The organism is Pseudomonas sp. 39004, from assembly GCF_028682155.1.
In the GTDB taxonomy this organism is placed as follows: domain Bacteria; phylum Pseudomonadota; class Gammaproteobacteria; order Pseudomonadales; family Pseudomonadaceae; genus Aquipseudomonas; species Aquipseudomonas capeferrum.
In genome coordinates, this window is record NZ_JANIAG010000003.1 from 48,949 (window position 1) to 68,399 (window position 19,451).

Annotated in this window: 16 protein-coding genes; 4 read left to right on the forward strand and 12 right to left on the reverse strand. The window is 65.1% G+C overall.

The window, feature by feature from the left end:
* Nucleotides 1–59: 59 nt before the first annotated feature.
* The 3 genes from mpl to NP534_RS01000 are packed head-to-tail and all read left to right on the forward strand — an operon-like array spanning nucleotide 60 to nucleotide 2,319.
* The gene (gene mpl / locus NP534_RS00990; RefSeq protein WP_047583487.1) at nucleotides 60–1,409 is read left to right on the forward strand and encodes a UDP-N-acetylmuramate:L-alanyl-gamma-D-glutamyl-meso-diaminopimelate ligase; all 1,350 of its coding nucleotides are present in this window, start codon (nucleotides 60–62) and stop codon (nucleotides 1,407–1,409) included.
* Nucleotides 1,406–2,035 (forward strand): flavin prenyltransferase UbiX, encoded by a 630-nt coding sequence (ubiX, locus tag NP534_RS00995; protein ID WP_033703408.1) that lies wholly within the window; start codon nucleotides 1,406–1,408, stop codon nucleotides 2,033–2,035. The genes mpl and ubiX overlap by 4 nt, the downstream gene beginning before the upstream one ends.
* Complete coding sequence (locus tag NP534_RS01000; protein ID WP_033703407.1) at nucleotides 2,032–2,319, forward strand: YceK/YidQ family lipoprotein; 288 nt, start codon at nucleotides 2,032–2,034, stop codon at nucleotides 2,317–2,319. Before ubiX ends, NP534_RS01000 begins: the two co-directional genes overlap by 4 nt.
* Before the next feature lie 9 nt (nucleotides 2,320–2,328).
* Here the strand turns inward: NP534_RS01000 and NP534_RS01005 are convergent, their stop codons facing one another.
* From NP534_RS01005 to NP534_RS01030, 6 genes are all read right to left on the reverse strand, one after another.
* A complete protein-coding gene (locus tag NP534_RS01005; protein ID WP_274097452.1) occupies nucleotides 2,329–2,973 on the reverse strand; it encodes an oxidoreductase in 645 nt (214 codons plus the stop codon).
* A 27-nt stretch (nucleotides 2,974–3,000) separates the two neighbouring features.
* A complete protein-coding gene (locus NP534_RS01010) occupies nucleotides 3,001–4,734 on the reverse strand; it encodes a C13 family peptidase (RefSeq protein ID WP_274097453.1) in 1,734 nt (577 codons plus the stop codon).
* Between the two features lie 186 nt (nucleotides 4,735–4,920).
* Complete coding sequence (locus NP534_RS01015; RefSeq protein WP_274097454.1) at nucleotides 4,921–6,027, reverse strand: acetoin dehydrogenase dihydrolipoyllysine-residue acetyltransferase subunit; 1,107 nt, start codon at nucleotides 6,025–6,027, stop codon at nucleotides 4,921–4,923.
* Nucleotides 6,024–7,046 (reverse strand): alpha-ketoacid dehydrogenase subunit beta, encoded by a 1,023-nt coding sequence (locus tag NP534_RS01020; protein WP_274097455.1) that lies wholly within the window; start codon nucleotides 7,044–7,046, stop codon nucleotides 6,024–6,026. Before NP534_RS01020 ends, NP534_RS01015 begins: the two co-directional genes overlap by 4 nt.
* 33 nt (nucleotides 7,047–7,079) lie before the next feature.
* On the reverse strand, nucleotides 7,080–8,057 hold the full coding sequence (locus tag NP534_RS01025) for a thiamine pyrophosphate-dependent dehydrogenase E1 component subunit alpha (RefSeq protein WP_274097456.1): 978 nt from the start codon (nucleotides 8,055–8,057) through the stop codon (nucleotides 7,080–7,082).
* A gap of 22 nt (nucleotides 8,058–8,079) precedes the next feature.
* The gene (locus tag NP534_RS01030; RefSeq protein ID WP_274097457.1) at nucleotides 8,080–9,135 is read right to left on the reverse strand and encodes an ATP-NAD kinase family protein; all 1,056 of its coding nucleotides are present in this window, start codon (nucleotides 9,133–9,135) and stop codon (nucleotides 8,080–8,082) included.
* Between the two features lie 283 nt (nucleotides 9,136–9,418).
* On the opposite strand from NP534_RS01030, the gene NP534_RS01035 reads away from it, so the two are divergent.
* The gene (locus NP534_RS01035) at nucleotides 9,419–11,272 is read left to right on the forward strand and encodes a sigma-54-dependent Fis family transcriptional regulator (protein ID WP_274097458.1); all 1,854 of its coding nucleotides are present in this window, start codon (nucleotides 9,419–9,421) and stop codon (nucleotides 11,270–11,272) included.
* Nucleotides 11,273–11,420: 148 nt separating this feature from the next.
* On the opposite strand, the gene accC is transcribed toward NP534_RS01035, so the two are convergent.
* The 6 genes from accC to NP534_RS01065 form a co-directional block, all read right to left on the reverse strand.
* On the reverse strand, nucleotides 11,421–12,776 hold the full coding sequence (gene accC, locus NP534_RS01040; RefSeq protein WP_033703398.1) for an acetyl-CoA carboxylase biotin carboxylase subunit: 1,356 nt from the start codon (nucleotides 12,774–12,776) through the stop codon (nucleotides 11,421–11,423).
* A gap of 17 nt (nucleotides 12,777–12,793) precedes the next feature.
* Nucleotides 12,794–13,252, reverse strand: a complete 459-nt coding sequence (gene accB / locus NP534_RS01045) for an acetyl-CoA carboxylase biotin carboxyl carrier protein (protein WP_274097459.1) — start codon at nucleotides 13,250–13,252, stop codon at nucleotides 12,794–12,796.
* A gap of 99 nt (nucleotides 13,253–13,351) precedes the next feature.
* On the reverse strand, nucleotides 13,352–13,804 hold the full coding sequence (gene aroQ / locus NP534_RS01050; protein WP_033703396.1) for a type II 3-dehydroquinate dehydratase: 453 nt from the start codon (nucleotides 13,802–13,804) through the stop codon (nucleotides 13,352–13,354).
* Nucleotides 13,805–13,983: 179 nt separating this feature from the next.
* A complete protein-coding gene (locus NP534_RS01055) occupies nucleotides 13,984–15,762 on the reverse strand; it encodes a protein-disulfide reductase DsbD (protein ID WP_274097460.1) in 1,779 nt (592 codons plus the stop codon).
* Nucleotides 15,763–15,892: 130 nt separating this feature from the next.
* The gene (locus NP534_RS01060; RefSeq protein WP_274097461.1) at nucleotides 15,893–17,854 is read right to left on the reverse strand and encodes a methyl-accepting chemotaxis protein; all 1,962 of its coding nucleotides are present in this window, start codon (nucleotides 17,852–17,854) and stop codon (nucleotides 15,893–15,895) included.
* 133 nt (nucleotides 17,855–17,987) lie between these two features.
* Nucleotides 17,988–19,349: a diguanylate cyclase gene (locus NP534_RS01065; protein WP_274097462.1), complete on the reverse strand. Its 1,362-nt coding sequence runs from the start codon at nucleotides 19,347–19,349 to the stop codon at nucleotides 17,988–17,990.
* Nucleotides 19,350–19,451: the final 102 nt, after the last annotated feature.

Consider the following 19,451-nt stretch of genomic DNA (forward strand, 5'->3'; position numbering starts at 1 on the left):
AGCGGGTGCGATTTCCTGCGCCCTGGGCTACCCTGCCTCGATGTTTTGCGAGGTCGACCATGCATATTCACATTCTCGGTATTTGCGGCACGTTCATGGGTTCCCTGGCGGTGCTGGCCAAAGCGCTTGGCCACCGCGTCACCGGCTCCGACGCCAATGTCTATCCCCCGATGAGCACCCAGCTCGAAGCCCAGGGCATCGAGCTGACCCAAGGCTATGACCCGGCTCAGCTAGACCCGGCACCCGACCTGGTAGTGGTCGGCAATGCCATGTCGCGGGGCAACCCGGCGGTGGAGTACGTGCTGAACAAGGGCCTGCCCTACGTCTCCGGCCCGCAGTGGCTGGCCGACCACGTGCTGCAGGGCCGCTGGGTACTGGCCGTTGCCGGTACCCATGGCAAGACCACCACCAGCAGCATGCTGGCCTGGGTATTGGAGCACGCCGGCATGAGCCCGGGGTTCCTGATTGGCGGTGTGCCGCAGAACTTCTCGGTGTCGGCGCGCCTGGGCGACACCCCGTTCTTCGTGGTCGAGGCCGATGAGTACGACAGTGCGTTCTTCGATAAACGTTCGAAGTTCGTTCACTACCACCCGCGCACGGCCATCCTCAACAACCTTGAGTTCGATCACGCAGACATCTTCCCTGACCTTGCGTCCATCGAGCGGCAGTTTCACCACCTGGTGCGCACTATCCCGAGCGAAGGCCTGGTGATTCACCCCACCACCGAGCAGGCGCTGGAACGCGTCATCGGCATGGGCTGCTGGACCCCGGTACAAACCACCGGTGAAGGCGGGCAGTGGCAGGCGCGCCTGCTCAGTGCCGATGGTTCGCGCTTTGAAGTGCTGTTCGAGGGCGAGGCCCAAGGCGTGGTCGACTGGCCATTGACCGGGCAGCACAACGTCGCCAACGCCTTGGCCACCCTGGCCGCCGCGCGCCATGTAGGCGTGGTGCCAGCCATGGGCATCGCCGGGCTGAGCGCCTTCAAGAGCGTCAAGCGGCGCATGGAGACGGTCGCCGAGGTGCAGGGCGTGACCATCTATGACGATTTCGCCCATCACCCGACCGCCATCGCCACCACCCTCGACGGCCTGCGCAAGCGTGTAGGCGAAGCGCCGGTGATCGCGGTGATCGAGCCACGTTCCAACTCGATGAAGCTGGGCGCCCACCGTGACGGCCTGCCGGAAAGCGTCAACGACGCCGACCAGGTGATCTGGTACGCCCCGGCCAACCTGGGCTGGGACCTGGCCGCCACGGCAGCGCAGTGCAAGGTGCCGAGCGTGGTCGCCGACAGCCTGGAGGCGATCATCGAGCGCATCAAGGGCCAGGCCCGCCCAGGCACCCACGTGGTGATCATGAGCAACGGCGGCTTCGGCGGCCTGCACGGCAAGTTGGCCGAGGCGCTCAAGTGAGCGGGCCGCAGCGCATCACCCTGGCCATGACGGGCGCCTCTGGCGCTCAATATGGCCTGCGCCTGCTCGACTGCCTGGTGCGCGAGGACCGCGAGGTGCACTTCCTCATCTCCAAGGCCGCGCAGCTGGTGATGTCTACCGAAACCGACGTGTTGCTGCCGCCCAAGCCCCAGGCGATGCAGGCGTTTCTGACCGAGTACACCGGCGCTGCCGATGGGCAGATCCGCGTGTATGGCAAGGAAGACTGGATGTCGCCGGTGGCCTCGGGCTCCGGCGCGCCGGCGGCGATGGTGGTGGTGCCATGCTCCACCGGCACCTTGTCGGCGATTGCCACCGGTGCTTGCAACAACCTGATCGAGCGTGCCGCCGACGTCACCCTCAAAGAGCGCCGTCAGTTGATTCTGGTACCGCGCGAGGCGCCGTTCTCGACCATCCACCTGGAGAACATGCTCAAGCTCTCGCAGATGGGTGCGGTCATTCTGCCGGCGGCCCCGGGCTTCTACCATCAGCCACAGACCATCGACGACCTGATCGATTTCGTCGTAGCGCGCATTCTCAACCTGCTGGACATCCCCCAGGACATGCTGCCGCGTTGGGGCGAGCATCACTTTGGGGCGGATGATTGAAACGCGCACTGTCGGGGCTGGTGGCGCTGACGCTGCTGAGTGGATGTGCCACGGTGCGCACGCTGGATGCCAACAAGCCGGGCGCACCGGTGGTGTACGCCGGCACCCGGCTGGACCTGTATGTGATGAATGGCGGGTGCTGCCCGAAGGATCACTTCGGGGCTGAGGCCCCGGGATACCCAGGGTTGGACCTGCCCGGCAGTATGTTGCTGGACACCCTGCTGCTGCCGTTATCACTGCTGACGGCAGCGGGGGTCGGCTTCCAGGCTACCGGCGGCCTTTGATTGCTTACGCTATATCTTGCCCAGCCGGCGCAGTTCATCCGACTCGATGACCCGCACCCCGTCTTCTTCTTCCAGCGCCAAGCGCCATAGCGCCCGTGCCAGTGTGCAAGCCTCGATACCCCGGTACTTGCCAGGTATCAGCTTGGAAAGAGGCGAAATCAGCTGTTCGCCGAGCCGAGGCTCGATGCGGTCCCCTAGCAGCAGCGAAGGCCGGACGATGGTCAGTTGCGGCCAGTCCTGGGCCTTGAGCGCTTCTTCCATTTCGCCCTTGACCCGGTTGTAGAAAATCGATGACTTAGGGTCGGCGCCGAGTGCGCTGACCACCAGCAGATGCCGCGCACCCAGCTCGCGGGCACGTTTGCTGAAGGCCACTACCATGTCCAGGTCCACGGCGCGGAACGCCGACTCGGAGCCAGCCTGCTTGAGTGTGGTCCCCAGGCAGCAATAGGCGATATCCACCCGCCCAGCCAGTTGCGGTAGGAACACCGCCGGATCACCCACCGGGTTTTCCAGGTGTGGGTGTTCAGCCAGTGGCCGGCGCGTAGGCGCCAGTACCCGGCTGATGGTCGGCTCGTTGAGCAGGCGGTCGAGCAGGTGTTCACCCGTCAGACCCGTGGCACCGGCAAGCAAGACATGCTGAGGCGTCAAATACATGATGTCTCTCCCTTGTTACACACAAGCTTAGTGGTTGGCCGGCTTTTTTGCCTGCTCCTCCACGGTGGCCTGTGCAGCATTGCGTAACGCTTCTTCGGCCTGTTGCCGTCTTAGGTGCTGCCAGTGTGCCAGTACGGCTGGCGGCGCCCAAAGCTGCGGTTCCGAGGCCTCGAAACCTTCCTTTTGTTCTCTTTCGGCAACGCTGGCGCGCGCCAGTTCAAACGCTTGTTTCAGGTCGTCGGTCTGGTTCAGCGCTTCGGCGAACAGGGCATCGCCAAAGTAGGTGAAATCCGCTTCTTCCGAGCAGCCGAAAGACACCCGGTCGGCGCGGGCGGCGGTCATGATCACCGTGCGATCATCCTTGAGCGGGGCGATATAGCCCCCTGAATAGCAGGCGGAAATGACGATTATCTTGTCGCGATCTTTCAGCGGTGCCAGGGCACTGGCCAGTTCGTCGGCGGGCAGGTCGGCCAGTTGCAGGCGCGGCTGGTCGAGCACCAGTTGGTGGTCCTGGCTGCCGTGGCTGGTGAGGTAGATGAACACCAGGTCCTCGGGGCCGCTGCGCTCGGCCAAGGTGCGGGCGGCGCGGGTGAGGTTCTCGCGGGTGGCCATGGGGCGGCTGGCCATATGGTCGCGGTGATTGACCAGCGTGACCTGGCCGCGGGCGCCAAAGCGGACCTTGAGCATGTTGCTGACATAGTCGGCTTCGCGCAGGAATACGCTTTGCTGGCCGTCGCCGGCCACTACCAGGCTGTACAACTGGATCGCCGGCGCGGTGTGCGGTACCCGCGCCAGCGCGTCTTCAAGCAGGTGGCCCTGGTTGAGCAGGGCCAGGTCCAGCGGGTCGGGCAACAGCGCGCCCTTTTCGTCGCGCACGCGTACGCCGTTGACCCAGGTGCCGCCCTCGACTTTGCCGTTGGCCAGGGTCAGTCGGCCGTGGCCGTGGTAGGCATCGTTTTCGAAGCCACCGGTGTACTTGCTGCCGTCAGCCAGCTGCAGGCTGCCCTGGCCAGACAGGTGCCAGTCGACGAAACCGCCCTTGTAGTGGCTGCCATCACTGCCGAGCAGTTCGCCCTCGCCAATCAATGAGCCGTCCTTGAACGCGCCGATCCAGACGTCACCGTCGGCGCTTTCATAGCGCCCGCGGCCTTCCAGGCGGTTGTCCTTGAACTCGCCGATGTACTGTTCGCCGTCGACGCTGTCGTAGGTGCCGCTGCCTTGCAGCAGGCCATCGACGAAACGGCCGCTGAACTGGTTGCCGCTGGCATCGCTGCGCACCCCGGCACCGTTCGGTTTGCCTTTGGCGAACAGGCCCTGGTAGCGGCTGCCGTCGGCCAGCTCCAGCTCGCCCGCGCCTTCGTACTGGTCGTCCTTGAACTGGCCGCGGTAGGTCTGGTCGGCTTGCTTGAGGGTGCCTTCGCCGTCGCGCCGGCCGTGCTTGAAAGTACCGGCATAGTGGCTGCCCGGCGTGGTCAGGTCACCCAGGCCCTGGAACAGGCCCTCGGCGAACTGGCCCCGGTAGACTTCACCGTTCTGGCCGTGCCACTCGCCCTGGCCATGCCACTGGCCATTTTTGAAGCCGCCGGCGTACCAGCTGCCGTTTGGGTAGTCGATGCGCCCCTCGCCCTGCAGCAGGCCGTCAACCACCTCACCCCGGTAGCGCCCGCCGTCGGGCAGGCGTGCGTCCGGAGGCAATAGCGATTCGCCATCTCCGCACGCGGCAAGCAACAGGACCAAGGTGATGGGGAGCAATGGACGCATGGTGGAGACCGGGCAATAGGTCTGCCGAGTATGACGCAGAATGGGGGGTTGAGACAGTGAACGAGTGGGGGCGGACGGTGCATGCCTTGATTGTTTCGGCGCCTATGAGACCGAGCGCCGCCCGCGCGGCGCTCGATCTCATAGGCGCTGCACATCCCAAGGCGAACACCTGCACGCCCCCCCCCTTCAATGCCCCCGCAAAAACGCCCCCATCCTCCGATTCACCTCCTCGGCCGCCTCCATCTGCACCATGTGGCCAGCATCTGGCAGCACCAGTACTTCGGCCTCCAGCCCGTCGGCATGGCTGGCCGGGATGATCGCGTCCTTCCCGCCCCAGATCACCAGCGCCGGGTGCTGCCCCAGCACGCCCCGCAGGTCGTGGCGCTGCTGGTCGCCTTCGGCAATGGCCGACCCCAGTTGGCATAACGCCGCGTCTACACCCTCCAGCCGCTTGAACTTGAGCATGTCCTCCAGCAACTGCCGGGTAACCAGCGCCGGGTCGGCAAACAGCTGCACCATCTGCGGCTTGAGTGCATTGCGGTTGGCAGCGGCCACGAAGCCTTGCAGGTACTGGCCGTTGATCGCTGTGCCTAGCCCGGCACTGGCCACCAGGCTCAGGCTTGCCACCCGCTGCGGCGCCAGGCGTGCCACGTTGAGGCTGACCGCACCGCCCATCGAATGCCCGGCCAGGTGGGCCCGGGGGATCTCCAGGTGGTCGAGCAGTGCCAGTACCGCTTCGCTAAGTTCATCCAGGTCCCCGCGTTGCAGTGCCTTGGCCGACTCGCCATGCCCGGGCAGGTCGAGCGCGATGACGCGGCGTTCGGCGGCCAGCGCCGGGTGGTTGAACAGCCAGTTGTTCAAATCACCGCCAAAGCCGTGCACCAGCACCAGCGGCGTACCGCCTTCGCCCAGTTCGAACCAGCGCAACAGGCGGCCGCCCACTTCGGCTTTTTGCGGGGCTGGGCCCTGCGCCTGGTCTGCGCCACCTTCGGCGACGAACTCGGCCTGGAAGCGCTGCACCACGGCGTCGATCTCGGCCTCGTCGGCTTCGCCTTCGACCACCACCGCCAGCAGCGCACCGACCGGCAGGGTTTCATCCGGCTTGGCCACCAGGCGGCGCAGTACACCGCTGAAGGGGGCTTCGACGCTGCTGCTGATCTTGTCGGTCTCGACGTCCAGCACTTCGTCGCCCTTGCTGATGGCGTCACCTTCCTGCTTGAGCCAGGTATCCACCCGGCCCTCGGTCATCGACAAGCCCCACTTGGGCATGGTCAGCGTATGGATCTGGCTCATGCGGCACTCCTTGCGGCTTCGATTACCTTGCGCACGGCGACCTCGATTTTCGTCGCGTCGGGGATGTACAGGTCTTCCAGGGCGTCGGAGAACGGCACCGGCGTATGCGGCGCGGTGACCATCTCGATCGGGCCCTTGAGGGCGCCGAAGGCTTTTTGCGCCACCAGTGCACTGATGTCGGTGGCCATCGAGCAGCGCGGGTTGGCTTCGTCGATCACCACCAGGCGGCCGGTCTTCTCAACGCTTTCGAGAATGCTGTCTTCATCCAGCGGGCTGGTGGTGCGCAGGTCCAGCACTTCGCAGTCGATGCCCTGGCGGGCGAGGTTGTTGGCGGCCTCCAGGGCCACATGGACCATGCGCCCGTAGGTCACCAGGGTCACATCGTCGCCGTCGCGCAGGAAGTTGGCTTCACCGAACGGCACCGTGTAGACCTCTTCCGGCACTTCGCCCTGCATGCTGTAGAGCAGTTTGTGCTCGCAGAAGATCACCGGGTCGTTGTCGCGTATCGCCTGAATCAGCAGGCCCTTGGCATCGTACGGCGAAGAGGGGCAGACCACCTTCAGCCCGGGGATGTGCGTCCACAACGAGGTGAGCATCTGCGAGTGCTGGGCCGCCGCGCGCAGGCCGGCGCCGTACATGGTGCGCATCACCAGCGGGGTCACCGCCTTGCCGCCGAACATGTAGCGAAACTTGGCGGCCTGGTTGAGGATCTGGTCCAGGCAGCAGCCGGCAAAATCCACGAACATCAGTTCGCACACCGGGCGCAGACCTTGGGTCGCGGCACCCACGGCGGCGCCGACATAGCCGATCTCGGACAGCGGCGCATCCAGTACCCGGCCTGGGAACTGGTGGTAGAGGCCTTTGGTCACGCCCAGCACGCCGCCCCAGGCATCCTCTTCGCCAGGGGCACCGGCACCGCCGGCGACGTCTTCACCGATGATGAACACGGTGCTGTCACGGCGCATTTCCTGGGCCAGGGCTTCGTTGATGGCCTGCTGGTAGCTGATCTTTCTTGCCATGGTGATTCTCCTCTTGTTCTTGTAATCCGCGGCTCAGGGGTAGCTGACGTAGACGTCGCTGAGCAGGTCGGCGGGCTGTGGCTTGGGATCGGATTTGGCGCGGCGCACAGCGTCTTCGATCAGGTCTTCGACACGGGCGTCGATGGCGTCCAGTTGTTCGGCACTGAGCAGGCCGGCGCGGGTGGTCTTGTTGCGGAACTGCATCAGGCAATCGCGGGTTTCGCGCAGGTTCTTCACTTCATCCGGGGCGCGGTAGGTTTGCGCGTCACCTTCGAAGTGGCCGTAGTAGCGGCTGAGCTTGACCTCGATCAGCGAGGGCCCTTGCCCGCTACGCGCCCGTTCGATGGCGGCGCCGGCGGCCTCGTACACGTCGAAGAAATCGAAGCCGTCGATGGTCACACCCGGCATGCCGAAACCGGCGGCGCGGTCGGCAATGTGGTCGCAGGCCACCGACCAGTTCGAGGCCGTTGCCTCGGCGTAGCCGTTGTTCTCGGCGACGAAGATGCACGGCAGGTTCATGATCGCGGCCATGTTCATGGCTTCGAACACGGCGCCCTCGTTGGAGGCGCCGTCGCCGAAGAAGGCCACCGACACGTCGTCGCGGCCCTTGAGCTTGGCGGCCAGGGCAGCACCGGCAACCAGCGGCGCGCCGGCCCCGACGATGCCGTTGGCGCCGAGCATGCCCTTTTCCAGGTCGGCAATGTGCATGGAGCCGCCCTTGCCGCCGCATACGCCAGTTCTCTTGCCGTAGATCTCGGCCATCATGCCGTACACATCCACGCCCTTGGCGATGCAGTGGCCGTGCCCGCGGTGGGTCGAGGCAATGCAGTCGCTGTCGCGCAGGTGGGCCATGACCCCTGCGGCGGAGGCCTCCTCGCCAGCATAGAGGTGGACGAACCCGGGGATCTCGCCGGTGGCGAACTCCACGTGCAGACGCTCTTCGAATGCGCGGATGGTGCGCATCACTTCATAGGCATGCAGCAGTTGTTCGGTACTGAGTTGATTGGACATCTTGTTGTTCTCCAGGGTTGTCTCAACACGCGGTTGCAGGGTGTAGCCGGTGGCCGCGCGGGACGGCCAGCAGGTGATGGCGGGCGGCGTGGGCCAGTACGGCCTCGACGTCCACGGTCAGGGGGCCTTGGTGGTCCAGAGTGATGGTGGGGGTGTCGTGTTCGGCGAATTCGATCTCGCGCTCGCCGTCCAAGGCCAGCGTGCCGCTGGCCAGGCTCAGGCGATGGGCGACACCGGGCGTCAATGGGCCGCTGGCGGTGATGCCACAGCCTTGCAGCACACCGGGCGCCAGCGGTGCGAGCAGGGCCTGTTCGGCGCCAGGGTTCAGGCGTACCCAGGCGCCGTGAGCGTCCAGGCGTGAAACCGGGCACCACAGGCCGCACAAGGCGGACAGGCCAATGGCGTGGGGTTCGGCGAAGCAGGCGAATACTTCGCTGAGGTCTTCGCTGCGGCTCAGGGCCCGGGCGCCGATGAAGCGCTGGGGCGACACGGCGACTTCCACCAGGGCCCACTCGGCCAACTGCTGCTCGGGCACCTTCACCAGCAGGCGCTTGTTGCGGCGCAAGCCGATGCTGGCAGGTACCCGGCCGCTGGCGAGCAGGCCGCCGGCCAGGCCGGCGCTGGTGGCTTCGCGCAATTCAGGGAAGGCATTGTTGGTGCCGGTGGACAACGTCAGCAGTGGCGTGTCGCCGGCCTCGGCAGCGACGGCTTTGTGGGTGCCATCGCCGCCGAGTACCGCGATCATCGTCACGCCTTGCTCGACCATGCGCCGGGTGGCCAGGCGGGTATCGGCAACGGTCTGGGTCAACGGCAGGTCGATGATCTCGAGGGTCGGCCAGTGCTGATCGCGAGCGCCCGGGCCTTGGCTGGCCTTGAGCACGGCGGCGGCGATGCCGGTCATGTCGGTGGGCAGCAGAACCTTGTCGATGCCGGTGGCACCGAAGGCGGCGAGCAGGCGCTGGATCGCCGAAGCCTTGTCGGTGCTCGAATAGAGCCCGGCACTGGCAGTCAGGCGGCGCAGGTCGCGGCCGGAGGCAGGGTTGGCAATGATCCCGACAGTCGGGGTGGGTTGCGGCATGGCGCACCTCATATTCTTGTTTGCCATGGGCAGAGCAAGGTGGGTGCCAGCTTTGCTCGGCAGGCCTGAAGTGGCCGCCTTAGAGCGGTTGCAGCATAACGCCAGGCATGTGCCAGGCGGCCCCTGCGAGACGCCGCGTGCCACGCCGGGGCCGTGTTTGCCGAGACGCTGAGACGCAGCGTCTCAAGCCAACCGGTAATCACACAGTGCTTGTCGGGGCATGCTCGGAAGCGCTTAATGGCCGCACAACGACAAAAACAGCAACGAGAACCGGAGGGCCTGAATGCTTGCCGCGAACTCCCGAGCCCATGTCGACTGCGTCAGCCGGGTGCTGAAAAACGCCGATCGCCTACCCCAGGCGCCGGTGCCGCCGCTGATCCTCGACTCCTGGCGCCGCTCCATGGACCTGTATCGCCTCGATCCAGGCTCGCAGCAGGGGCCACGTATCCTTTCCCAAAGCCTGCTCAACGAATGCCGCGAACGCGCCGAGCTGTTCTTGCGCATCGCCAGCGATGCGGTGGCGCGGCTGCATGAACGGGTGCGCGGCGCTGACTATTGCGTTCTGCTCACCGATGCCCAGGGGCAGACCATCGATTACCGGGTCGAGTCGGCCATCCGCAACGACTGCCGCAAGGCCGGGCTGTACCTCGGCACGTGCTGGTCGGAGGGCGAGGAGGGCACCTGTGGGGTGGCGGCGGTGCTGACCAGCAAGGCGCCGGTCACGGTGCACAAGCGCGATCACTTTCGCGCCGCCTTCATCGGCCTGACCTGCACCGCGGCGCCGGTGTTCGACCCGCTCGGCGAGCTGCTTGGCGTGGTGGATGTGTCCGCCTTGCAGTCCCCGGATGATCGCCGCAGCCAGCACCTGATCCGGCAGTTGGTCGAGCACACTGCGCGCGAGATCGAAAACGCGTTTTTCATGCACAGCGCCCAGGGCCATTGGGTCATGCGTGCGCATGGCACACCGGGCTACGTCGAGAGCCAGCCGGATTACCTGCTGGCCTGGGATGCCGACGGACGCCTGCAGGCGCTCAACAGCCTGGCCCGCCAGCGGCTGGTGGAGCGCCTGGGTCGCTTGCCCGAGCATATCGGCGAACTGTTCGACCCGGGCCAACTGCGCTGCATCAACGAGGCCTCGGCGCAACGCCTGCCTGGCTGGGGCGAGCTGTATGGCCGGGTCAGCGCACCGCAACGGCGCCCGCAAGCGCAGCGGTTGCGCCAGGCGCAGGATGCGCGCATCGAGCAGCACTTGCGCCTGGCCACGCGGGTCAAGGACTGCAACCTGGCGGTGCTGGTGCAGGGTGAGACAGGCGCCGGCAAAGAGGTTTTCGCCCGTCAGTTGCACCAGCAAAGCCTGCGGCGTGAAGGGCCCTTCGTCACGCTGAACTGCGCAGCCATCCCCGAGAGCCTGATCGAGAGCGAGCTGTTCGGTTATGTGGCCGGGGCGTTCACCGGGGCTTCCAGCAAAGGCATGCAGGGGCTTTTGCAGCAGGCTGATGGCGGCACGTTGTTCCTCGACGAGATCGGCGACATGCCGCTGAATCTGCAGACCCGCCTGCTGCGCGTGCTGGCCGAGGGCGAGGTGGCGCCACTGGGGGCTGCGCGGCGTGAGCGGGTGGATATCCAGGTGATCTGCGCGACGCACCGGGATCTGGCGGCGATGGTGGCGGACGGGCGTTTTCGCGAGGACCTGTATTTCCGCCTGGCCAACGCCAGGTTCGAGTTACCGCCGCTGCGGGATCGGGAGGACCGGTTGGGGTTGGTTCATCAGTTGTTGGCCGAGGAAGCGGAGGCGTGCGGTGTCGAGGTGGTGCTGGCGGATGATGCATTGCAGGCGCTGTTGCTGTACCGCTGGCCGGGCAACTTGCGCCAGCTTCGGCAGGTGTTGCGCTATGCCTGTGCGGTGAGTGAAGGCGGTTGGGTGAGGCTTGAGGATTTGCCGCAGGAGGTGCGTGGCGATGCGCTGCCCTCTGGCGACCGTGGCCTTTCCAGCCCGGCGCGGCAGCTGTTGCTCGATGCCTTGATCCGGCATCGCTGGAAGCCGGCGGATGCGGCGCGGGCGTTGGGGATTTCGCGGGCGACGTTGTATCGGCGGGTGCATGAGCATCGTATCGAGATGCCGCGGATGAAAGGGTGAGGCTTGTTTGGGGGATTTGCGGTGACGGCGCTTGATCTCATAGGCAACACACCCCTCAAGGCATGCACCCACCAGCATCACCGACTTCCTGCAGCCAATAAAAAACCCCGGAACAAGTCCGGGGTTTTCATCACATCACACTACACAATCACTCCTGGCTAGCCAGTTTGTGCTCGAGGTAATGAATGTTGACGCCGCCTTTGCAGAAACCTTCATCACGCACCAGGTCGCGGTGCAGTGGGATGTTGGTCTTGATGCCGTCGACGACGATCTCGTCCAGCGCATTGCGCATGCGCGCCATGGCTTCTTCGCGGTCCTTGCCGTAGGTGATCAGCTTGCCGATCAGCGAGTCGTAGTTCGGTGGAACCGAATAACCGCTGTACAGGTGCGAATCGACGCGAACGCCGTTGCCACCTGGGGCGTGGAAGTGCTTGACCGTGCCTGGGCTCGGGATGAACTTCTTCGGGTCTTCGGCGTTGATCCGGCACTCCAGGGAGTGACCACGGATCACCACGTCTTCCTGGCGGAACGACAGCTTGTTGCCAGCGGCGATGCTCAGCATCTCCTTGACGATGTCGATGCCAGTGACCATTTCCGACACCGGATGCTCAACCTGTACGCGGGTGTTCATCTCGATGAAGTAGAAGTTGCCGTTCTCGTACAGGAACTCGAAAGTACCCGCACCGCGGTAGCCGATTTCGATGCACGCATCGACGCAACGCTTGAAGACTTCCTGACGGGCCTTCTCGTCGATGCCCGGTGCCGGCGCTTCTTCCAGTACCTTCTGGTGACGGCGCTGCAGCGAGCAGTCACGGTCGCCCAGGTGGATGGCGTTGCCTTGGCCGTCGGACAGTACCTGAACTTCCACGTGACGTGGGTTGGTCAGGAACTTCTCCAGGTAGACCATCGGGTTGCCAAACGCAGCACCGGCTTCGGTACGGGTCAGTTTGGCCGAGGAAATCAGGTCCTCTTCCTTGTGCACCACACGCATGCCGCGACCACCACCGCCACCGGCGGCCTTGATGATCACCGGATAGCCGACGTCACGGGCGATTGCCAGGGCGACTTCTTCGTCTTCCGGCAGCGGGCCGTCAGAGCCCGGTACGGTCGGAACACCCGACTTGATCATCGCGTCCTTGGCCGAAACCTTGTCGCCCATCAGGCGAATGGTGTCGGCTTTCGGGCCGATGAAGGCGAAACCGGATTTTTCTACCTGCTCGGCAAAGTCGGCGTTTTCAGCCAGGAAGCCGTAGCCCGGGTGGATCGCGGTGGCGCCAGTGACTTCGGCGGCAGCGATGATCGCCGGGATGTGCAGGTAGGAACCTTTGGAGGGCGCAGGACCGATGCAGACCGACTCGTCTGCAAGACCCAGGTGCATCAGTTCGCGGTCAGCCGTGGAGTGCACGGCGACGGTCTTGATGCCCAGCTCTTTGCAGGCACGCAGGATCCGCAGGGCAATTTCCCCGCGGTTGGCGATCAGGACTTTTTCGAGCTTCGCAGACATCGTTGGCTCTCCGCGGTTCAAACGATGGTGAACAGCGGCTGGTCAAACTCAACCGGCTGGCCGTCTTCTACCAGGATGGCGTCGATGACACCGCCGAACTCGGCTTCGATGTGGTTCATCATCTTCATGGCTTCGACGATGCACAGGGTGTCGCCCTTTTTCACCGACTGGCCAACTTCAGCGAAGTTCGGCGAGGTCGGCGATGGTTTGCGGTAGAAGGTACCGACCATCGGCGAACGCACCACGGTGCCTTTCAGGGCCGGGGCAGCGGCTTCGGCGACCGGGGCAGCAGCGGCAGCGGCCGGGGCGGCTACAGGTGCGGCAGCCATCGGGGCCGGTGCGTAGAACTGCTGAGCTGCTGGGGTCTTGCTGTGACGGCTGATACGGACCGACTCTTCGCCTTCCTTGATCTCCAGTTCGTCGATGCCAGACTCTTCCAGCAGTTCGATCAGTTTCTTGACTTTACGGATATCCATTAATCATCAACTCCCAAGGTTCGGTCAGGGGGCGTAATTGAAAACGTGTCTAGAACGTTTCTCTCAAACCCCGGCCCACTTAGGCCAGGGTCTCTGTCATCAGGGCTGTGCGTTGGCAGCCAGTTGTTCCAGCGCGGACTCCAGGGCCATGCGATAACCGCTGGCGCCCAGGCCGCAAATCACCCCTACGGCCACATCGGAAAAGTAGGAGTGGTGACGGAACGGTTCGCGTTTGTGCACGTTGGACAGGTGCACTTCGATGAATGGGATGCTCACCGCAAGCAATGCGTCACGTAATGCGACACTTGTGTGGGTGAAAGCAGCCGGATTGATCAGGATGAAGTCCACACCCTCGTTGCGTGCGGCGTGAATACGGTCGATCAGTTCGTATTCGGCATTGCTCTGCAGGTATTGCAGATGGTGGCCTGCGGCGCGGGCACGTTGCTCCAAGTCCTGGTTGATCTGGGCCAGGGTCACGGCGCCGTAGTGGCCCGGCTCGCGGGTACCGAGCAGGTTGAGGTTGGGGCCGTGAAGCACCAGTAGCGTAGCCATCTGCGGATTCCTTGGATTTGTAGGGCAATTCGACACAGCGCGGCGAGTGTGCCGCAAAGCGACGGCAAGTGTCCAGTTCCCGGCAATAGCCAGCACGATGTCCGAGATTCGCGCGAAGTATGTGACCGGATGATTAAATCCGGTCACTGTACCGAGGTTTTTCTGCGGCCCGCCGGAAGTTATAGACCGAGTTTGCCGCGCACGCGCGCCAGAACCTCGGCAAAATCGCCGGCGTTTATCTCGCCAACCACCCGATCGCTGGTCATTTCGCTGCCGTTCGCTGCAAAGAACAACAGCGCGGGCGGGCCGAACAGTTGGTAGCGATCGAGCAGGGTGCGCTGCTCGGCGTTGCTTTCTGTGATGTCGAAGCGCAGCAGCTTGAACGCGCCCAGCTGCGCTTGGACCTGCGCGGCGCTGAGCACTTCGTGCTCGATCACCTTGCAGCTGATGCACCAGTCGGCGTACCAGTCGAGCAGCACCGGCTGGCCGGCGGCCTTGGCCTGGGCCAGGGCGGCGTCCAGCGCGGCGGGGGTGGTGATGGTCTGCCAGGCATCCGCAGGGGCGGTTGGGCCAGCACTGCCAGCAGCCACACCCGGCGCAGGCAAGGGGCGCAGCGGGTCGCCCTGGCCATTGAGCGCCCCGTACCAGCAGGCCAGGGCGTACATCAGCAAGGCCAGGCCCAGCAGTTGTGCCAGGCGCTGGCGCGGGGTTTTGATGACGAACTCCACGGCGCCGAGGAACACTGCCACACCGCCGGCCAGGAAGCCGACCAGCAGCAAGGTCAGCGGCCCGGGCAGCACGCGGCTGAGCAGGCCGATGGCCAGGCCCAGCAGCAGCACACCGATGGCGTTTTTAACCGTGTTCAGCCACGGGCCGCTCTTCGGCAGCCAGGCCGCGCCGCCGGTAGCCACCAGCAGCAGCGGCGCACCCATGCCAAGGCCCAGGGCGAACAGTTTTAGCGCACCGCCCAAGGCATCACCACTGGCGCTGATATAGAGCAGGGCACCGGCCAGCGGTGCCGACACACACGGCGACACCAGCAGGCTGGAAAGGACGCCCAGTACCGCTGCGCCGAGCAACGAGCCACCCTTGGTGCGGCTGGCGACGTTGTCGAGACGGTTGCTCAAGGCTTGCGGCAGTTTGAGCTCGAACAGGCCGAACATGGCCAGGGCGAACACCACGAAAAACAGCGCGAAGGGCACCAGCAGCCAAGCCGACTGCAGGCGCGCCTGCAGGTTGAGGCCGGCACCGAACAGGCCCATCAGTGCGCCCAGTACTGCGAAGCTGACCGCCATCGGCAGGATGTACGCCAGTGACAGCGCCAGCCCGCGCAGCCCACCGACCTGGCCACGCAGGACCACGCCCGAGAGAATCGGCAGCATCGGCAGTACGCAGGGGGTGAAGGTCAGGCCGACGCCGGCGAGGAAGAACAGCAACAGCGATTTCCAGTTCCAGCCCTGTTCACCAGCCGCCGGCGCAACAGCGGCGGCACCGCCTTCGCCGTCGATGCTCAGGCGCTCGGTTTCCGGCGGGTAGCACAGGCCCTTGTCGGCGCACCCCTGGTAACCCACCAACAGGGTGAACGCGCGTGGATCGGTGCGGGGCAGTTCGATGTCGAGCACACCGTGATACACCTCGACGTCACCGAAGAATTCGTCGTGCTTGGCTTCGCCCTTGGGGATGTTGGGCGTGCCCAGGGCCACGTCGGCCGGTTCCGTGCGGAACTGGAAACGGTGGCGGTAAAGGTAGTAGCCGTCGGTGGCGACGAAGCGCAGTTTGATGTGCTGGGCGTCGGCCTGGATCAGGCTGAGCTTGAAGGCTTCGTGAACGGGCAGGAAATCTGCGGCGTTGGACAGGGAAGCGGCGCCGAGGGTGGCGCTTGGGCGGTTGTCGAGCAGGCCCGTAGCGAAGGCAGGGCTGGCCAGCAGCAGGAACAGCAGGAGAAACAGGCGGCGCATGGCGGACTCGCGAGGTGGAACGTGCGGGGCATGATAACGGAGTTGGTCTGGATTTGGCGTGTGGCGTCTGGGCGAGCGACACATGGCCGCTGTTGCTTGTATCGCCTGTACCGGCCCCACAGGCAGACGATCAGACCCTGAACGCACGCACAGCCGTGCTCAGCTCGCTGCCCAGGTTCAGCAATTGCTCGCCTTGCTCGCGCCCCTCGCCAATGCGCTGCAAATTGTCCTCACCCAGGGCATGAATCCGCTCGCTATGGTCGCGAATCTCGCTCACCGCGCCGCTCTGCTGAGCCGTGACATCGGCAATCCGCACGGCGGTATCGGCAATGGTGCCAATGGCGCGGACAATTTCGTCCAGCGCACCGTCAGCGGCCTGGGCTTGGCTGGCAGTGGCCTCGGCATGTTCGAGCTGCGCCCGCATGCCCGCCACCGAGCCCTTGGCCGCCTGCTGCAAGCGATCGATCAGCGCCTGGATCTCGCCCGTCGCACCGGTGGTGCGTTGTGCCAGGGAGCGCACTTCGTCAGCCACCACGGCAAAGCCGCGGCCCATCTCGCCGGCGCGCGCAGCTTCGATCGCGGCATTGAGGGCCAGCAGATTGGTCTGCTCGGCAATCGAGCGAATCACCGTCAACACACCGCCAATGGTGGCGGACTCTTCGGCCAGCTGTTCGATCATGCGGGCATTGCCCTGCACCTCGTCGACCAGCTCACGCAAACCGGACAAGCTCTGGCCGATCACCGCCTGGCCGCGTTCCACCGCACGCCCCGCATCATGGCTGGCATCGGCGGCGGCGCTGGCATCGCCGGCCACTTGCTGGATGGTCGCTTCCAGTTCAGCGAGCGCGTCGCGGATCTGCCCGGTATCGCCGGCCTGGCGCTCGGCGCCGTCGTGCAGGGCGGCGCTCATGCCGGCCAGGGCGTGGCTGCTGCCTGCCACCTGCTCGGCGTTGTGGCGCAGGGTGCCGACCAGGGCCACGAGGTACTGGCGCAGGCGGTTGAGCGATTCCTGGATGTCGTGCAGCTCGCGGTTGGTCTTGCCCAGGGCGATGGGTTCGGCGAAATTACCCTCGGCCCAGTGCGACAGGGCCGGGGCCAGGCTGGTCAGGGTTCGCGCCAAGCGCCGCTGCAGGGTGTCGATGAGCAGGGCGATCAGCAGGATCAGGCCGATCATCAGGCCTTGGCTGATACGCACTTCGGCGGCGATCCGGGCATGCTCGCCGCGGACCTGCGGCTCCAGCCCGGCGATGGCCTGTTGCACCGCTTCCAGGCGCTGGCCCGCGCTGGCGGCCAGGGTCGCGCGGCGTTCGATCTGCTCGCGGGTGCGTTGCAGTTCGGCCGGGTAGCGATTGAGCAGGCTTAGCAGTTCGCGCTTGAGGCCGACGGCGATGTCTTCCTGCTGCTCGCTGGCTTGGGTCTGCAGGCCCATCATGGCGGCGAAATCGTCGGCACTGGACTCGGCTGCTCGGGTCACGCCAAGCAACGGCAGGCTGTCGATGGCCTGGGCCTGGACGCGGATCAGTTGCAGCTCGCGCTCCACTTCATCGGCCAGTTCAGGGCGGCCACTGCTGACCAGCTTGTCGCGGGCCAGCGACAGGCGCCCCAGGTGTACGGTGGCGTCGAGCAGCGGCAGCAGGTAGTGGTCGGCCTCGGGATTGCCGCTGTCCCGGGCGTAGCCGGCCAATTGTTCGAAGTTGGCCCCCAGTTCGCGCTCGGCTTGCAACAGCAGCGCTTGCGGGTCACCGGCCAGCTTGCCGGCGGCCAGCAGTTCGTCGGCGGTAAAGGCCTGCAGGCTGTCGAGGCTGGGGCGCAGTGTGCCAGCCAACGCCTCGGGCCATTCGGCCAAAGCCGCCTGCAACTGCTGGTTGGCCTCCATGGCGGCGGCGTGGCGCAAGGCGTCACCGCTGCCCAGGTAGGCCTGAATGTTGCGCGCAGCCTGGTTCTGGAACTGCTGGGACAGGCCCAGGTAGCGCTCCATCATCTGATAGGGGCGCTCCAGGGCACGCTGCGACCACCACAGGGTCGCGCCCAGGGCGATGCAGACGGTCACCAGCAACAGGGTGTTGAAATTGGTCAGCCACTTCAGGCGCATAGCCGCGAACTTCCTGCGGGGAGTGGGAGAAGTAAGCGCCTGAAGTTATTGCGGTTTTGTTACGCAGTGATGACCGCTGGGGCTCGCTGTGAGAAATAGATGGCATTTGGCCTTTATTGGCCGCTGCATAGGCCTAGGGTTCGACCCGCACCACGCAGTTACGGCCCGCATGCTTGGCCCGGTACAACGCCTCGTCAGCCGCACTGGCCATGGTCAGCGCATCCAGCTCATCGTCCAGTTGCACCACGCCTGCACTAAACGTGCAGTTCAGGTCACGCGGCTGCGCCGGATAAAGAATTTCGGCAAACCGCCGACGGATCTCTTCCAGCACCTTGTGCGCGGCATCCAGTGCGGTATTGGGCATGACGATGGCGAACTCTTCGCCACCATAACGGCCAATGAAATCGGTCTTGCGCAGCCGTTGCTTGAGGAACAGTGCCAGGCTCTTGATCACCCGGTCGCCCATCGGGTGCCCGTGGCGGTCGTTGATCTGCTTGAAACGGTCGATATCGAGCATGGCGAAGCTCAGCGGCTGCTGCTCGCGCCGGGCGCGGTAGCTGCAGTCTTCGAGCAATTGCAGGATGTGGGTGTGGTTGTACAGCCCGGTAAGGCTGTCGCGGACCATGCGTGACTTGAGGTGGCGGGCTCGGGCGGCACGGTTGCGCACGGTGGTGATCAGGTGGCGCGAGCGAAACGGCTTGGTCAGGAAGTCATCGCCGCCCTCGCTCATGGCATCGAGCTGCTTGTCCAGGTCGTCCTCGGCCGACAGGTAGATGATCGGCACACTGACGTAGCGGTCATTGTGGCGGATCACCTTGGCCAGCTCCGGGCCGGTGCAGGCCGGCATGTACAGGTCGAGGATGATCAGGTCGGGCTGGAAGTCGGCCAGTTCTGCCATGGTGCGGATCGGGTCGGTCAGGCTGCGGGTGATCATGCCCGCGCTGGCGAGCACCCGTTCGGTGTGCAGGGCCTGGGTGCGCGAGTCGTCGATGATCAATACCCGCAACGGGTCGTGCGGGGTCGCGCTGGTCAGCAGTTCGACCTTCTCCAGCAGGCTGGAGGCTTCCAACGTGCCGGTGAGGAATTCCTTGCCGCCGGCGCGCACCGCCGCCAGGCGGGTAGGGGTATCGGTTTCGTGATGGCTGAAGAACAGCAGCGGAATGGGCTGTGGCAAACCCTGCTGGGCCTGAGCTTGGGCTGCCAGGAGCAGGCCCTGGCCGCTACCGGTGAAGTCCACGTCCATGACGATGGCCGAAGGCGGGCATTCACTGAGCGATGCGTGGAAGGCATCGGCACTGAACAGGGCCTGCACGCCAAGGCCGAAGAACTCCAGCTGTTGGGCCAGGCGCTGGGCACGCTCGTGGTCCTGCAAAAGGATGTACACCGGCTTGCGCAGGGGCAGCGGCACCTGGTTGAGCGGGTCATCCTTGCGCAGGCCGGTACGCGACAGGTGCTGGGCGGGGCACTGCTGGCTCGGATCGACTGCTTGGCTCATGTCCTGGCTACTTTTGGGTGGGTGGTATGCAGGTTCGATGATGGCTCTATGCTAGCAGCTCTTTACCTTTGGGTGAGTGCCCTCCATCAACAAAGGGTTTAG

Bases quoted from the DNA above. Each gene is read 5' to 3' on its own strand.
- accB (WP_274097459.1), bottom strand. From the start codon at position 13,252: ATGGATATCCGTAAAGTCAAGAAACTGATCGAACTGCTGGAAGAGTCT.
- NP534_RS01030 (WP_274097457.1), bottom strand. From the start codon at position 9,135: ATGCCGCAACCCACCCCGACTGTCGGGATCATTGCCAACCCTGCCTCC.
- NP534_RS01005 (WP_274097452.1), bottom strand. From the start codon at position 2,973: ATGTATTTGACGCCTCAGCATGTCTTGCTTGCCGGTGCCACGGGTCTG.
- NP534_RS01020 (WP_274097455.1), bottom strand. From the start codon at position 7,046: ATGGCAAGAAAGATCAGCTACCAGCAGGCCATCAACGAAGCCCTGGCC.
- NP534_RS01025 (WP_274097456.1), bottom strand. From the start codon at position 8,057: ATGTCCAATCAACTCAGTACCGAACAACTGCTGCATGCCTATGAAGTG.
- mpl (WP_047583487.1), top strand. From the start codon at position 60: ATGCATATTCACATTCTCGGTATTTGCGGCACGTTCATGGGTTCCCTG.
- NP534_RS01015 (WP_274097454.1), bottom strand. From the start codon at position 6,027: ATGAGCCAGATCCATACGCTGACCATGCCCAAGTGGGGCTTGTCGATG.
- accC (WP_033703398.1), bottom strand. From the start codon at position 12,776: ATGTCTGCGAAGCTCGAAAAAGTCCTGATCGCCAACCGCGGGGAAATT.
- NP534_RS01010 (WP_274097453.1), bottom strand. From the start codon at position 4,734: ATGCGTCCATTGCTCCCCATCACCTTGGTCCTGTTGCTTGCCGCGTGC.
- NP534_RS01060 (WP_274097461.1), bottom strand. From the start codon at position 17,854: ATGCGCCTGAAGTGGCTGACCAATTTCAACACCCTGTTGCTGGTGACC.
- aroQ (WP_033703396.1), bottom strand. From the start codon at position 13,804: ATGGCTACGCTACTGGTGCTTCACGGCCCCAACCTCAACCTGCTCGGT.
- NP534_RS01065 (WP_274097462.1), bottom strand. From the start codon at position 19,349: ATGAGCCAAGCAGTCGATCCGAGCCAGCAGTGCCCCGCCCAGCACCTG.
- NP534_RS01055 (WP_274097460.1), bottom strand. From the start codon at position 15,762: ATGCGCCGCCTGTTTCTCCTGCTGTTCCTGCTGCTGGCCAGCCCTGCC.
- NP534_RS01035 (WP_274097458.1), top strand. From the start codon at position 9,419: ATGCTTGCCGCGAACTCCCGAGCCCATGTCGACTGCGTCAGCCGGGTG.